The sequence below is a fragment of the Paraburkholderia nemoris genome, assembly GCF_905221015.1.
Classification (GTDB): Bacteria; Pseudomonadota; Gammaproteobacteria; order Burkholderiales; family Burkholderiaceae; genus Paraburkholderia; species Paraburkholderia nemoris.
The window spans coordinates 377592-391709 of the sequence record NZ_CAJNBO010000004.1; the positions used below are offsets into that span (position 1 = coordinate 377592).

The window sequence follows — 14118 nt, forward strand, 5'->3', positions numbered from 1 at the left end:
CCCGGGCCGGCCATGATCCCGCCCGGCACAGCAGGGTTCGCGGCCGGATTGGGCTGTGCTACAATACGCGTCCCGTTGTGAGGCATGGCTGTAAGTAATCGCAGATGTGCGCGCACGGGTAACCCACGGCACGGCCTTTCTTCCGTGACCGCCTGTCTAGTTCTTAAGGAAATCGACATGTCCGCAGTTGAAACAAGCAAGAAGTCCGAAGTCGTTGCGCAATTCGCACGCGCAGCTAACGACACCGGCTCCCCCGAAGTTCAGGTCGCGCTGCTCACGACCCGCATCAACGAACTGACCGTTCACTTCAAGGCACACACGAAGGATCACCACAGCCGCCGCGGTCTGCTGCGCATGGTGAGCCGCCGTCGTAAGCTGCTCGACTACCTGAAGGGTAAGGACGCGGATCGTTACCGCGCACTGATCGAGAAGCTGGGTCTGCGTAAGTAATCGGCCAGTCGTTCAGCAAGATGCCTGTGTCAGTTCCACTGATGCAGGCATTTTGTTTTTGCACGGTGCGCTTCATGTGATGCGCACCGCCTGCCGGTCGCGGTAGCGTGACGATTCATGCGGCGCCTAGCAGGAAAACAGCAGTAAAAAAAGCAGCAAAAAGCAGAAATACGGCCGGGCTTCAGGGCAGAGCTTTGTGTCATTCCAGCGGTTCGCGCGCGTACATAACGTAGGGCGTGGTTCTCTGGAATGGCATAACACTACTCTTCCCCTGTGGCGCCGGTCCTGGCGTTGCCGCGCCGCTTCTGGTCCGCGCGGCATAACGAAGAGGAAAAGCAATGACTATGTTCAATAAGATCGTCAAAGAATTTCAGTGGGGCCAACATAAGGTTCGCCTCGAAACGGGCGAAATCGCTCGTCAGGCGAGCGGCGCGGTGATCGTCGATGTCGAAGACACCGTCGTGCTGGCTACTGTGGTCGGCGCCAAGACCGCCAAGCCGGGCCAGGACTTCTTCCCGCTGACCGTCGATTACCTCGAAAAGACCTACGCTGCAGGCAAGATCCCCGGTGGTTTCTTCCGCCGCGAAGGCCGTCCGTCGGAAGGCGAAACGCTGATCTCGCGCCTGATCGACCGTCCGCTGCGTCCGCTTTTCCCGGAAGGCTTCTACAACGAAGTCCAGGTCGTGATCCACGTCCTGTCGCTGAACCCCGAAATTCCCGCTGACATCCCCGCGCTAATCGGCGCGTCGGCGGCGCTCGCTATTTCCGGTCTGCCGTTCAACGGCCCGGTCGGCGCAGCACGCGTGGCCTACATCAACAATGAATACGTGTTGAACCCGACGCGTCCGCAGATGAAGGAATCGGCGCTCGACCTGATCGTCGCCGGTACGGAACGCGCGGTGCTGATGGTGGAATCGGAAGCACAACAACTGACCGAAGAAGTGATGCTCGGCGCAGTGGTGTTCGGCCACGAACAAATGCAGGTCGCGATCGACGTGATCCACGAGCTGGTTCGCGAAGGTGGCAAGCCGGAATGGGATTGGAAGCCGGCTGCCAAGAATGAGCCGCTGATCGCGCGCGTGTCGGAACTGGCGCAAGCCGAGCTGCTCGCTGCTTATCAGATCCGCGACAAGCAAGCCCGTTCGACCAAGCTGAAGGAAGTCTACGCAGCGACGTCGGCCAAGCTGGAAGAAGAAGCAGCGGCGGCCGGCACGGTTGCAGCGGACAAGGCTAGCGTCGGCAACGTGCTGTTCGACATCGAAGCGAAGATCGTCCGTACGCAGATCCTGAACGGCGAGCCGCGTATCGACGGCCGCGACACGCGCACGGTGCGCCCGATCGAAATCCGCACCGGCGTGCTGCCGCGTACGCACGGTTCGGCACTGTTCACGCGTGGCGAAACGCAGGCTATGGTGGTCGCAACGCTGGGCACCAAGGGCGACGAGCAGAACATCGACGCGCTCGAAGGCGAGTACCGCGAACGCTTCATGCTCCACTACAACATGCCTCCGTTCGCGACCGGCGAAACGGGTCGCGTCGGTTCGCCGAAGCGACGTGAAATCGGTCACGGCCGTCTGGCCAAGCGCGCGCTGGCTGCATGCCTGCCGAGCGCCGACGAATTCGGCTACTCGATCCGCGTCGTGTCGGAAATCACTGAATCGAACGGTTCGTCGTCGATGGCTTCGGTGTGTGGCGGCTGCCTCGCGCTGATGGACGCCGGCGTGCCGATGAAGGCGCACGTCGCCGGCATCGCTATGGGCCTGATCCTCGAAGGCAACAAGTTTGCCGTGCTGACCGACATCCTCGGCGACGAAGATCACCTCGGCGACATGGACTTCAAGGTGGCGGGTACCGAGCAAGGCGTGACTGCGCTGCAGATGGACATCAAGATCCAGGGCATCACCAAGGAAATCATGCAGGTCGCTCTCGCGCAAGCGAAGGAAGGCCGTATGCACATCCTCGGCAAGATGACCTCGGCTGTGTCGGGCGCGAACACGGTGCTGTCGGACTACGCACCGCGCATGATCACCATCAAGATCAATCCGGAAAAGATCCGCGACGTGATCGGCAAGGGTGGTTCGGTGATCCGCGCATTGACCGAAGAAACCGGCACGACGATCGATATTTCGGACGACGGCGTCGTCACCATCGCCAGCACCAGCAGCGAAGGGATGGCCGAAGCGAAGAAGCGTATCGAGAACATCACGCTGGAAGTCGAAGTGGGCCAAGTGTACGAAGGCACTGTGCTCAAGCTGCTGGACTTCGGCGCGATCGTGAACATCCTGCCGGGCAAGGACGGTCTGTTGCACATCTCCGAAATCGCCAACGAGCGTATCAAGGACATCAACGACTACCTGAAGGACGGCCAGCAAGTGAAGGTCAAGGTCATCCAGACGGACGAAAAGGGCCGCGTGCGTTTGTCGGCCAAGGCGTTGCTGAACGACGCCGCAAACGGCGCGCCGCAAGGCGAACCGACGCCGCAGTAATGCGGTAGCAGGGCGACGGCCGGCAGCGCGAATGCGCGCCGGCCGTTTTTCTTGAAGGGTGCAGGGTGGATTGCGTTGTCGGCAAGCAGGTGCGAACCGGCGCAAACGGGTACTCTGTCTGAGCGGGGCAAGTCGCCTCGGTTCAGACGATTTCCGACGGTAGGCAACGCAATCCAATCTTGGAGTTGACGCAGATGAAAGCGATCGAAATCACCGAATTTGGCGCGCCGGAAGTCCTCAAGCTGGCGGAGCGGCCCACGCCGCAGCCGAAAGCGGGCGAGGTGCTGATCAAGGTGGCGGCATCAGGCATCAACCGTCCGGACGTGTTCCAGCGCAAAGGCGGCTATGCGCCGCCACCGGGTGCGTCGGACCTGCCGGGGCTGGAGGTGGCGGGTGAGATCGTCGGCGGCACTATCGACGAGAAGAGCAATCCGTTCGGTCTGAAAATCGGCGATCGCGTGTGCGCGTTGCTTGCGGGCGGTGGCTATGCGGAATATGCGACCGCACCGCTGTTGCAGTGCTTGCCGGTGCCCACCGGTTTGTCGGATGTCGAGGCGGCATCGCTGCCGGAAACATTCTTCACGGTGTGGAGCAATGTGTTCGATCGTGCGCAGCTCGGCAAGGGCGAGGGCGCCCCGAACGAGACGCTGCTGGTGCAGGGCGGTTCGAGCGGCATCGGCGTGACGGCGATCCAGATTGCGCATGCGCTGGGTTTTCGCGTGTTCGCCACGGCGGGGTCGGACGAAAAGTGCCGCGCCTGCGAAGCGCTCGGTGCCGAACGGGCGATCAACTACAAGACTGAGGATTTCGTCGAAGTCATCAAGTCGCTGACGAACGATCGTGGTGTCGACGTCGTTCTCGACATGGTGGCGGGCAGTTATGTGCCGCGCGAGCTGACCGCGCTGGCCGACGGCGGCCGCATCGTGCTGATCGCCTTGCTGGGCGGCGCGAAGGCCGAGCTGAATCTGAACGAAGTGCTGCGCCGCCGTCTGACGGTGACCGGTTCGACGTTGCGTCCGCGGCCGATCGAGTTCAAGGCGAAGATCGCCGCGCAGTTGAAAGAGCAAGTGTGGCCGCACCTCGAAGATGGCCGCATCAAACCGGTGGTGCATCGTGTGTTTCCGGCAGCGCAAGCCGCCGAAGCGCACGCGCTGATGGAAAGCAGCACGCACGTCGGCAAGATCGTGCTGACTTGGGGTCAGGACGCTTGACACGGTCGGTTTGACCCGATCCACCCCACGCAGTAAAATTGCGCGTTTTGCGCACGCCGCATGAATACGAAAGGCGGGCTATAAGCGCAAACCAAGTCCGCCGCCAATACACGAGACGACGAGACGATGTCGAAACAACGAGCCAAGCTGGTAGTCGGTAACTGGAAGATGCACGGGCGCCTCGCCGAGAATGCAACGCTGTTGCAGGCCGTGGCGCAAGGCGCGGGAGAATTGCCGGCTGATGTGCGCGTCGGTGTCTGTGTGCCGAGCCCTTACCTCACGCAGACTCAATCGTTGCTGGAAGGCAGCAAGGTCGTGTGGGGCGTGCAGGATGTCTCCGCGTTCACGCATGGCGCCTATACCGGTGAAGTGGCCGCGCAGATGGTGGTGGATTTCGGCGCCACGCTTGCGATCGTCGGGCACTCGGAGCGCCGTGCTTACCATCGCGAAAGCGCAGAACTGGTTGCGGTGAAGACGCAGCGCGCACTGGAAGCAGGTTTGACCCCGATCGTGTGTGTCGGCGAAACGCTTGAAGAGCGTGAGGCTGGTTCGACGGAGCAGGTGGTCGGCGCGCAGCTGGATGAGGTGCTGGCGAAGCTGTCGGTAGCGGATGCGGCACGCATCGTCGTCGCGTACGAGCCGGTCTGGGCGATCGGCACCGGCAAGAGCGCGACGTCGGATCAGGCGCAGGCAGTGCATGCTTTCCTGCGTTCGCGTCTGGCGGCAAAGGGCGCGGCGGTGGCGGATGTGCCGGTGTTGTACGGCGGCAGTGTGAAGCCGGAGAACGCGGAAGAATTGTTCCGCGAGCCGGATATCGACGGTGGCCTGATCGGCGGCGCGTCGTTGAAAGACCAGGATTTCCTGGCGATCTGCAAAGCGGCGGCCGCAACGAGCGTTGCCGGTTAAGCAGGGCGCCTTGGCGAGGATGACCCAATCCCGCGCGGCACACTTTGTGTGGTGCGGTTAAATAAAGACTCAGGTGAGTGTGATGCTGTATTTGAAAACATTGATTATCGTCGTTCAGCTGTTGTCGGCACTCGGGGTCATTGGCCTTGTCTTGCTGCAGCACGGCAAAGGCGCCGATATGGGCGCTGCTTTCGGTAGCGGCGCATCGGGCAGCCTGTTCGGCGCGACCGGTTCGGCAAACTTTTTGTCGCGTACCACGGCCGTCCTTGCAGCCGTGTTTTTTGTAACGACATTGACGCTGACGTACCTCGGCGCGTATCGTGCGAAACCGTCGGCAGGCTTGCTGGGCGCGGCTGTGACCGCACCGGTCGCGGCTTCCGCTGCGGCTGCTCCGGCTGGCGGCTCGGTAGTGTTGCCGGCGTCGGCTGCGTCCGTCCCGGCTACGAATGTGCCGAAATAAATTTTTCGTTCAAAGTGCTTTTGTGCGTTGAACAAACTGTTTAGACCAGTTACAATCTAAGTCTTGAAGCGATTCGCGGGTTTTATAAGTTGTTTTCCCGGATTGCAGTTAGTGCCGACGTGGTGAAATTGGTAGACACGCTATCTTGAGGGGGTAGTGGCGAAAGCTGTGCGAGTTCGAGTCTCGCCGTCGGCACCAAATGTTATCTAATGCCAGCCGCTTGCTTCGCTTCGGCTGGCATTTTCACTTCTGACGCGCGGCTTGCGTTGGGCTTGCGGCATGTACGTTGCCGAAGTGATTTCGCGTCAGGAGTGCTATGCTCTTGGCGGCATTCAGAACCAACCGATAGAGGATAGTCTTGAACCTCGCAGCCTATTTCCCCGTCTTGTTGTTCCTTATTGTGGGCACCGGTTTAGGCGTAGCACTGGTCAGCATTGGCAAGATCCTCGGTCCCAACAAGCCCGATACCGAGAAAAACGCACCATACGAGTGCGGCTTCGAAGCATTCGAAGATGCGCGCATGAAGTTCGATGTGCGCTACTACCTCGTCGCCATTCTCTTCATCATTTTCGACCTTGAAACCGCGTTCCTGTTCCCGTGGGGTGTAGCCCTGCGCGACATCGGCTGGCCTGGCTTCATGGCGATGATGATTTTCCTGCTCGAATTCCTGTTGGGCTTTGCCTATATCTGGAAGAAGGGCGGCCTCGACTGGGAATGATGGATTAATCGCCGGTTTGCGTGGGTGGCCAAGGCTTGCCGCCCCGTCTGGAGTGGAAAGCAAATGAGTATCGAAGGGGTCTTGAAGGAAGGGTTTGTCACCACGACGGCTGACAAACTGATCAACTGGACGCGCACCGGCTCGTTGTGGCCGATGACGTTCGGTCTCGCGTGCTGCGCGGTCGAGATGATGCATGCGGGCGCTGCCCGTTATGACCTTGACCGTTTCGGCGTGGTGTTTCGTCCGAGTCCGCGTCAGTCGGACGTGATGATCGTCGCCGGCACGCTGTGCAACAAGATGGCGCCGGCTCTGCGCAAGGTCTACGATCAGATGGCCGAGCCACGCTGGGTGATTTCGATGGGCTCGTGCGCGAACGGCGGCGGCTACTACCACTATTCCTATTCGGTGGTGCGCGGCTGCGATCGGATCGTGCCGGTCGACGTCTACGTGCCAGGTTGTCCGCCTACGGCGGAAGCGCTGGTGTATGGCGTGATCCAGCTGCAGGCCAAGATCCGCCGCACCAACACAATCGCCCGTCAATAAGGCCAACGCCTCCCCCACAATATGGCAAGCAAACTCGAGACCCTGAAAGCGAACCTCGAGGCGGCCTTTGGCGGCCTCCTGTTGAGCACCACCGAGGCAATCGGTGAGTTGACGATCGTCGTGAAGGCGAGCGACTACATCAATGTGGCAACGCGTCTGCGCGACGACCGCTCGCTCGGTTTCGAGCAACTGGTCGATCTATGCGGCGTCGACTATCAGACCTACGCCGATGGCGCCTATGACGGTCCGCGTTTTGCGGCCGTTCTGCATTTGTTGTCGGTGCAGAACAACTGGCGTCTGCGTCTGCGTGTGTTCGCACCAGACGACGAAGTGCCTATCGTCGCGTCAGTCGTCGATATCTGGAGTTCGGCCAACTGGTACGAACGCGAAGCATTCGACCTGTACGGCATCGTCTTCGAGGGTCACCCGGACCTGCGCCGCATCCTGACCGACTACGGTTTCATTGGTCACCCGTTCCGTAAAGATTTTCCTGTCTCCGGCTACGTCGAAATGCGTTACGACCCGGAAGAGAAGCGCGTCGTCTATCAGCCTGTGACGATCGAGCCGCGGGAAATCACGCCGCGCGTGATCCGCGAGGATCGCTATGGCGGTCTGAAACACTAAGAGAACGCCATGGCAGAGATCAAGAACTACACGCTCAACTTCGGTCCTCAGCACCCGGCCGCGCACGGTGTGCTGCGCCTCGTGCTCGAACTCGACGGCGAAGTCATCCAGCGCGCCGATCCGCACATCGGCCTCCTGCATCGCGCGACTGAAAAGCTCGCGGAAACCAAAACCTTCATCCAGTCTGTGCCGTACATGGACCGCCTCGACTACGTGTCGATGATGGTCAACGAGCACGGCTACGTGATGGCGATCGAAAAGCTGCTCGGCATAGAAGTGCCGATTCGCGCGCAGTACATCCGCGTGATGTTCGACGAAGTCACGCGGGTACTGAACCACCTGATGTGGATCGGCGCACACGCACTTGACGTCGGCGCGATGGCGGTCTTCCTTTACGCGTTCCGCGAACGCGAAGACCTGATGGACGTGTACGAAGCGGTGTCCGGCGCACGGATGCACGCGGCTTATTACCGTCCGGGCGGCGTGTACCGCGACCTGCCTGACGCAATGCCGCAATACAAAGCATCGAAGATCCGCAATGCGAAGGCATTGTCGAAGATGAACGAGAACCGCCAAGGTTCGTTGCTCGACTTCATCGACGATTTCTTCACGCGGTTCCCGAAGTGCGTCGACGAATACGAAACGCTGCTCACCGACAACCGGATCTGGAAGCAACGTCTGGTCGGTATCGGCGTGGTCAGCCCGGAACGCGCGCTGAACCTCGGCATGACCGGCGCGATGCTGCGCGGCTCGGGTATCGAGTGGGATCTGCGCAAGAAGCAGCCGTACGAAGTCTACGACAAGCTCGATTTCGACATTCCGGTCGGCGTGAATGGCGACTGCTATGACCGATATCTGGTTCGCGTCGAAGAAATGCGCCAATCCACACGGATCGTGAAACAGTGCATTGAGTGGTTGCGCAAGAATCCGGGTCCGGTGATGGTCGACAATCACAAGGTTGCGCCGCCGTCGCGAGTCGGCATGAAGTCGAACATGGAAGATCTGATTCACCACTTCAAGCTCTTCACGGAAGGCTTCCATGTGCCGGAAGGCGAGGCGTATGCCGCGGTCGAGCATCCGAAGGGCGAGTTCGGTATCTACCTGATCTCGGACGGCGCGAACAAGCCGTATCGCCTGAAAATTCGGGCGCCGGGCTACGCGCACTTATCCACGCTCGACGAAATGGCGCGCGGTCACATGATCGCCGACGCTGTGACGATCATCGGTACGCAGGACATCGTGTTCGGCGAAGTCGATCGCTAGGACGTATTCATCAGCGCGCGTCTTCAGATTGCACCGAAGCGCGCGTCAAGCAAAGGAACGCCGGGTCTGTCGCAACATGCAACGCGCGACGGGTTTTCGTTCGGTAGGAATTGAAAGAGTCGTGTCTGAAAATGATCTCAGCTGAAGGCCTGAAAGAAATCGATCGTGCGATCGCGAAGTATCCCGCCGATCAGAAACAGTCCGCCGTAATGTCGGCGCTGGCTACTGCTCAGGAAGAGCATGGCTGGCTGTCGCCCGAACTCATGCAGTTCGTCGCGGACTATCTCGGCATGCCGGCGGTTGCCGTGCAGGAGGTGGCTACCTTCTACACGATGTATGAGACCTCGCCGGTCGGCAAATACAAGATCACGCTCTGCACGAACCTGCCGTGCCAGCTCGGCCCGGACGGCGGCTCCGACAGCGCCGCAGAATATCTGAAGCAGAAGCTCGGCATCGACTTCGGCGAAACCACGGCTGACGGCAAGTTCACCTTGAAAGAAGGTGAGTGCATGGGCTCGTGCGGCGATGCGCCGGTGATGCTGGTGAACAACCATCGCATGTGCAGCTTCATGAGCCGCGCGAAGATCGACCAGCTGCTTGAGGAACTTTCGAAATGACGTCTTTACACGATCGTCACATCAAACCGCTGATTCTCGCCGGCCTGAACGGCGAAAACTGGCATCTCGAAGACTATGTGGCGCGCGGCGGTTACGCCCAGCTGCGCCGCATTCTGGAAGAAAAGATTCCGCCCGAGCAGGTGATCGCCGACGTCAAGGCGTCGGGTCTGCGCGGCCGTGGCGGTGCGGGCTTCCCGACCGGTCTGAAGTGGAGCTTCATGCCGCGTCAGTTCCCGGGGCAGAAGTACCTCGTCTGCAATTCGGACGAAGGCGAACCGGGCACGTTCAAAGACCGCGACATCCTGCGTTTCAATCCGCACTCGCTGATTGAAGGCATGGCCATCGGCGCATACGCGATGGGCATCACGGTCGGCTACAACTATATCCACGGCGAGATCTGGGAAGTCTACAAGCTCTTCGAAGAAGCGCTGGAAGAAGCCCGTCGCGCCGGATTCCTTGGCGACAACATCATGGGTTCGGGCTTCTCGTTCGAACTGCATGCGCACCACGGTTACGGCGCCTACATTTGTGGCGAAGAAACCGCGCTGCTCGAATCGCTCGAAGGCAAGAAGGGTCAGCCGCGCTTCAAGCCGCCGTTCCCGGCGAGCTTCGGCGTGTACGGCAAGCCGACCACGATCAACAACACCGAGACGTTCGCTGCTGTGCCGTTCCTGCTCGCGATCGGTCCGCAGAATTACCTCGAAATCGGCAAGCCGAATAACGGCGGGACGAAGATTTTCTCGGTTGCAGGCGACGTCGAGCGTCCGGGCAACTATGAAGTCCCACTCGGCACGCCGTTCGCCACGTTGATGGAACTGGCCGGCGGCATGCGCGGCGGCAAGAAGATCAAGGCCGTGATTCCTGGCGGCTCGTCGGCGCCGGTGATCCCGGGCGACATCATGATGCAGACCGACATGGACTACGACTCGATCGCCAAGGCCGGCTCGATGCTCGGCTCCGGTGCGGTCATCGTGATGGACGAGACGCGTTGCATGGTCCGTTCGCTGCTGCGTCTGTCGTACTTCTATTACGAAGAGTCGTGCGGTCAGTGCACGCCGTGCCGCGAAGGCACCGGCTGGCTCTATCGCGTCGTGCATCGTATCGAACACGGGCTCGGCCGTCCGGAAGATCTGGATCTGCTGAACTCGGTCGCCGAGAACATCATGGGCCGCACGATTTGCGCGCTCGGCGATGCAGCGGCCATGCCGGTTCGCGGCATGCTCAAGCACTACTGGGACGAATTCGAATACCACGTCGCCCACAAGCATTGCCTCGTCGGCGGTCACGCCGGTGCGGCAGCGGCGTCAGAAACAGTGGCTGCCTAAGTTCGCGAAATAGCGCACCAGAACACGTCATCCGCGGGATTCATCGCCTGAAACGGGCGCTGAACAGGGCGAACGATTGAGCGGTAACAGGTTAAGGAAGATTGACCATCATGGTTGAACTTGAAATAGACGGCAAGAAAGTAGAGGTGCCTGAGGGCAGCATGGTGATCCAGGCTGCGCATAAGGTCGACACGTACATTCCTCACTTCTGCTATCACAAGAAGCTGTCGATTGCGGCCAACTGCCGGATGTGTCTGGTCGATGTCGAAAAGATGCCGAAGGCCGTGCCTGCATGCGCCACGCCGGTGTCGGCAGGCATGATCGTGCGCACCAAGTCGGACAAGGCCGTGAAGGGCCAGCAAGCCGTGATGGAGTTCCTGCTGATCAACCACCCGCTGGATTGCCCGATCTGCGACCAGGGTGGTGAGTGTCAGCTGCAGGATCTGGCGGTGGGTTACGGCAAGTCGTCGTCGCGCTATAGCGAAGAAAAGCGCGTCGTGTTCCACAAGAACGTCGGCCCGCTGATCTCGATGGAAGAAATGTCGCGTTGCATTCACTGCACGCGTTGCGTCCGCTTCGGCCAGGAAGTCGCCGGCGTAATGGAACTCGGCATGCTGGGCCGCGGCGAGCATTCGGAAATCACGTCGTTCGTCGGCAAAACGGTCGACTCCGAACTGTCGGGCAACATGATCGATCTGTGCCCGGTGGGCGCGCTGACCAGCAAGCCGTTCCGCTACAGCGCCCGCACATGGGAACTGTCGCGCCGCAAGTCGGTGAGCCCGCACGATTCCGTCGGCGCAAACCTCGTGGTGCAAGTGAAGAACAATCGCGTGATGCGTGTTCTGCCGTTCGAAAACGAATCCATCAACGAATGCTGGATTTCGGACAAGGACCGCTTCTCGTACGAAGGCCTGAACAGCCCGGAACGTCTCACGCAGCCGATGCTCAAGCAAGGCGGCAAGTGGGTCGAGACCGACTGGCAATCCGCGCTTGAATATGTGGTCAAGGGTCTGAAGGGCATCAAGGGCGACCACGGCGCGAACGCGCTGGCCGCGCTCGGCAGCGCCCACAGCACCGTCGAAGAACTGTTCCTGTTGAAGCAGCTGGCCGAGGCGGTCGGCACGCCTAACGTCGACTTCCGTCTGCGTCAGTCGGATTTCTCCGCGCCAGTGAACGGTGCGCCGTGGCTCGGTACGACGATCGCCGACCTCTCGAACCTCGACGCCGCATTGGTGATCGGTTCGGATCTGCGCCGCGATCATCCGCTGTTTGCCGCGCGTCTGCGTCAAGCCGCCAAGAGCGGCACGAAGCTGACCTTGGTGCAGGCCACCAACGACGATGCGCTGATTCCGCAAGCGCAACGCGTGGTTGCCGCGCCGTCGGCATGGCTCGACGCACTGGCTGGTATCGCGGGCGCGGTGTCGGAAGCAAACGGCGTGGCACTGCCGGAAGCCTTCGCCGGCACGCAGCCGACGGACGCCAACAAACAAGTCGCGAAGTCGCTCGCCACCGGCGAACAGCGTGTGGTGTTGCTCGGCAACGGCGCGGTCCGTCATCCGGAGTTCGCTTCGATTCACGCCGCGGCGCAATGGATTGCAGACGCGACCGGCGCAACGCTGGGTTTCCTCACGGAAGCCGCCAACACGGTCGGTGCGCATCTGGTGAACGCATTGCCGGGCGAGGGTGGTTTGAACGCTCGCGAAGTGTTCGAGCAACCGCGCAAGGGTTACGTGTTGCTGAACGTCGAGCCGGAATTCGACACGGCCAGTCCGGCGCAGGCTTTGGCCGCGCTGAAGCAGGCCGAAATGGTTGTCGTGATGTCGCCGTTCCAGATGGGCGCTGAATACGCTGACGTCCTGCTGCCGATCGCACCGTTCACGGAAACGGCCGGCACGTTCGTCAACGCCGAAGGTACCGCGCAGACGTTCAATGGCGTCGTGCGCCCGCTCGGCGACACGCGTCCGGCATGGAAGGTCTTGCGCGTCCTCGGCAGCCTGCTGGGCGTGCCGGGCTTCGAATTCGACACCTCGGAAGAAGTGCGCACGACAGCGCTCGGCGACGGCGAGATCAAGTCGCGTCTGTCGAACAAGACGGGCGCCACGGTTGCACGCGGCAAGGCAGCGAAGGCAGCGGAAGGCAAGTTTGAGCGTATCGCCGACGTGCCGATTTACCACGCCGATTCGCTGGTGCGTCGCGCCGAATCGTTGCATCTGACGGCAGCGGCGCGCGCAGCGAATTCGGCCGGTCTGCCGGCTGCGCTGTTCGACAAACTGGGTTTGAAGGAAGGCGACGCAGTGCGCGTGCGCCAGGGCGAGCAATCGGTGCAGTTGCCGGCCGTGCGCGACGCAAATCTTGCGGAGACGGTCGTCCGCGTATCGGCGGCTACGCCTGCCGGTGCAGCGCTGGGCAGCCTGTTCGGTGAACTGGTGGTGGAGAAGGCGTAAATGAGCTTGTTCGATACGATCAACTCGGGCGGCACCCAGCTTCTCGGTGTGGCATGGCCCACGGTGTGGGCACTGGTGCGCATCCTGGTGGTGGCCGTCGTGATCCTGCTGTGCGTGGCTTACCTGATTCTGTGGGAGCGTAAGCTGATCGGCTGGATGCACGTGCGTCTCGGCCCGAACCGCGTGGGCCCGGCAGGTTTGCTGCAGCCGATCGCCGACGTGCTGAAGCTGTTGCTGAAAGAAGTGATTCAGCCGGCTCAGGCGAGCCGCTGGATCTACATGATTGCGCCGATCATGGTGGTGGTGCCGGCCTTCGCGGTCTGGGCGGTGATTCCGTTCCAGGCGGGCGCGGTTCTCGGCGACATCAACGCAGGTTTGCTTTACGCGATGGCGATCTCGTCGGTCGGCGTGTACGGCGTGATTCTGGCGGGCTGGGCGTCGAACTCGAAATACGCATTCCTCGGCGCCATGCGCGCGGCCGCTCAAATGGTCTCGTACGAAATTTCGATGGGCTTTGCGCTCGTCGTCGTGCTGATGACTGCGGGCAGTCTGAATCTGTCGGAGATCGTCGGTTCGCAGGAGCGCGGCATTTTCGCCAGCTACGGCTTGAACTTCTTGTCGTGGAACTGGCTGCCGCTCCTGCCGATGTTCGTCGTGTACTTCATCTCGGGCATCGCCGAAACTAACCGTCACCCGTTCGACGTGGTGGAAGGTGAGTCGGAAATCGTCGCGGGCCACATGATCGATTACTCGGGGATGGCGTTCGCGCTGTTCTTCCTCGCCGAGTACATCAATATGATCGTGATCTCGGCATTGGCTGCAACACTGTTCCTCGGCGGCTGGAGCGCACCGTTCGGCTTCCTGTCGTTTGTCCCGGGCATCGTATGGCTCGTCGCCAAGGTTTTCTTCCTGCTGTCGGTATTCATCTGGGCGCGTGCCACGTTCCCGCGCTATCGCTACGACCAGATCATGCGTCTGGGCTGGAAAATTTTCATTCCGGTTTGCGTGGTGTGGCTCATCGTGGTCGGCTTCTGGATCATGTCGCCGTTGAATATCTGGAAATAAAGGGCG

At 60.9% G+C, this 14118-nt stretch carries 13 protein-coding genes and 1 tRNA gene; all 14 read left to right on the forward strand.

Features of this window, described 5'->3' with window-relative positions:
- Window positions 1–177 precede the first annotated feature (177 nt).
- The 14 genes from rpsO (at window position 178) to nuoH (ending at window position 14112) form a co-directional block, all read left to right on the forward strand.
- Window positions 178–450 carry a 30S ribosomal protein S15 gene (rpsO, locus tag KHO33_RS08550; RefSeq protein WP_011487489.1) on the forward strand — a complete coding sequence of 91 codons (273 nt, stop codon included), beginning with the start codon at window positions 178–180 and terminating at the stop codon, window positions 448–450.
- A gap of 338 nt (window positions 451–788) precedes the next feature.
- Window positions 789–2936: a polyribonucleotide nucleotidyltransferase gene (gene pnp, locus KHO33_RS08555; protein ID WP_200564453.1), complete on the forward strand. Its 2148-nt coding sequence runs from the start codon at window positions 789–791 to the stop codon at window positions 2934–2936.
- A 194-nt stretch (window positions 2937–3130) separates the two neighbouring features.
- Window positions 3131–4147, forward strand: coding sequence for an NAD(P)H-quinone oxidoreductase (locus KHO33_RS08560; RefSeq protein ID WP_200564454.1), 1017 nt, complete (start codon window positions 3131–3133; stop codon window positions 4145–4147).
- A gap of 126 nt (window positions 4148–4273) precedes the next feature.
- Window positions 4274–5053, forward strand: coding sequence for a triose-phosphate isomerase (gene tpiA / locus KHO33_RS08565; protein WP_200564455.1), 780 nt, complete (start codon window positions 4274–4276; stop codon window positions 5051–5053).
- An 82-nt stretch (window positions 5054–5135) separates the two neighbouring features.
- Complete coding sequence (secG, locus tag KHO33_RS08570; protein WP_200564456.1) at window positions 5136–5513, forward strand: preprotein translocase subunit SecG; 378 nt, start codon at window positions 5136–5138, stop codon at window positions 5511–5513.
- A gap of 113 nt (window positions 5514–5626) precedes the next feature.
- Window positions 5627–5711 (forward strand) — tRNA-Leu (locus KHO33_RS08575).
- Window positions 5712–5871: 160 nt separating this feature from the next.
- On the forward strand, window positions 5872–6231 hold the full coding sequence (locus tag KHO33_RS08580; protein WP_007175615.1) for an NADH-quinone oxidoreductase subunit A: 360 nt from the start codon (window positions 5872–5874) through the stop codon (window positions 6229–6231).
- A gap of 63 nt (window positions 6232–6294) precedes the next feature.
- Entirely contained in the window at window positions 6295–6774 is a 480-nt protein-coding gene (locus tag KHO33_RS08585; protein ID WP_006052903.1) for a NuoB/complex I 20 kDa subunit family protein, read from the forward strand.
- A 21-nt stretch (window positions 6775–6795) separates the two neighbouring features.
- Window positions 6796–7398, forward strand: coding sequence for an NADH-quinone oxidoreductase subunit C (locus tag KHO33_RS08590; protein ID WP_179741646.1), 603 nt, complete (start codon window positions 6796–6798; stop codon window positions 7396–7398).
- Window positions 7399–7407: 9 nt separating this feature from the next.
- Window positions 7408–8661, forward strand: a complete 1254-nt coding sequence (locus KHO33_RS08595) for an NADH-quinone oxidoreductase subunit D (protein ID WP_054034961.1) — start codon at window positions 7408–7410, stop codon at window positions 8659–8661.
- A 131-nt stretch (window positions 8662–8792) separates the two neighbouring features.
- Window positions 8793–9278, forward strand: coding sequence for an NADH-quinone oxidoreductase subunit NuoE (gene nuoE / locus KHO33_RS08600; RefSeq protein WP_054034960.1), 486 nt, complete (start codon window positions 8793–8795; stop codon window positions 9276–9278).
- Window positions 9275–10603 carry an NADH-quinone oxidoreductase subunit NuoF gene (nuoF, locus tag KHO33_RS08605; protein ID WP_200564457.1) on the forward strand — a complete coding sequence of 443 codons (1329 nt, stop codon included), beginning with the start codon at window positions 9275–9277 and terminating at the stop codon, window positions 10601–10603. Before nuoE ends, nuoF begins: the two co-directional genes overlap by 4 nt.
- 110 nt (window positions 10604–10713) lie before the next feature.
- Window positions 10714–13047, forward strand: coding sequence for an NADH-quinone oxidoreductase subunit NuoG (nuoG, locus tag KHO33_RS08610; protein WP_200564458.1), 2334 nt, complete (start codon window positions 10714–10716; stop codon window positions 13045–13047).
- A complete protein-coding gene (gene nuoH, locus KHO33_RS08615; protein WP_054034958.1) occupies window positions 13048–14112 on the forward strand; it encodes an NADH-quinone oxidoreductase subunit NuoH in 1065 nt (354 codons plus the stop codon). It begins immediately after the preceding gene.
- The last annotated feature ends 6 nt before the right edge of the window (window positions 14113–14118 follow it).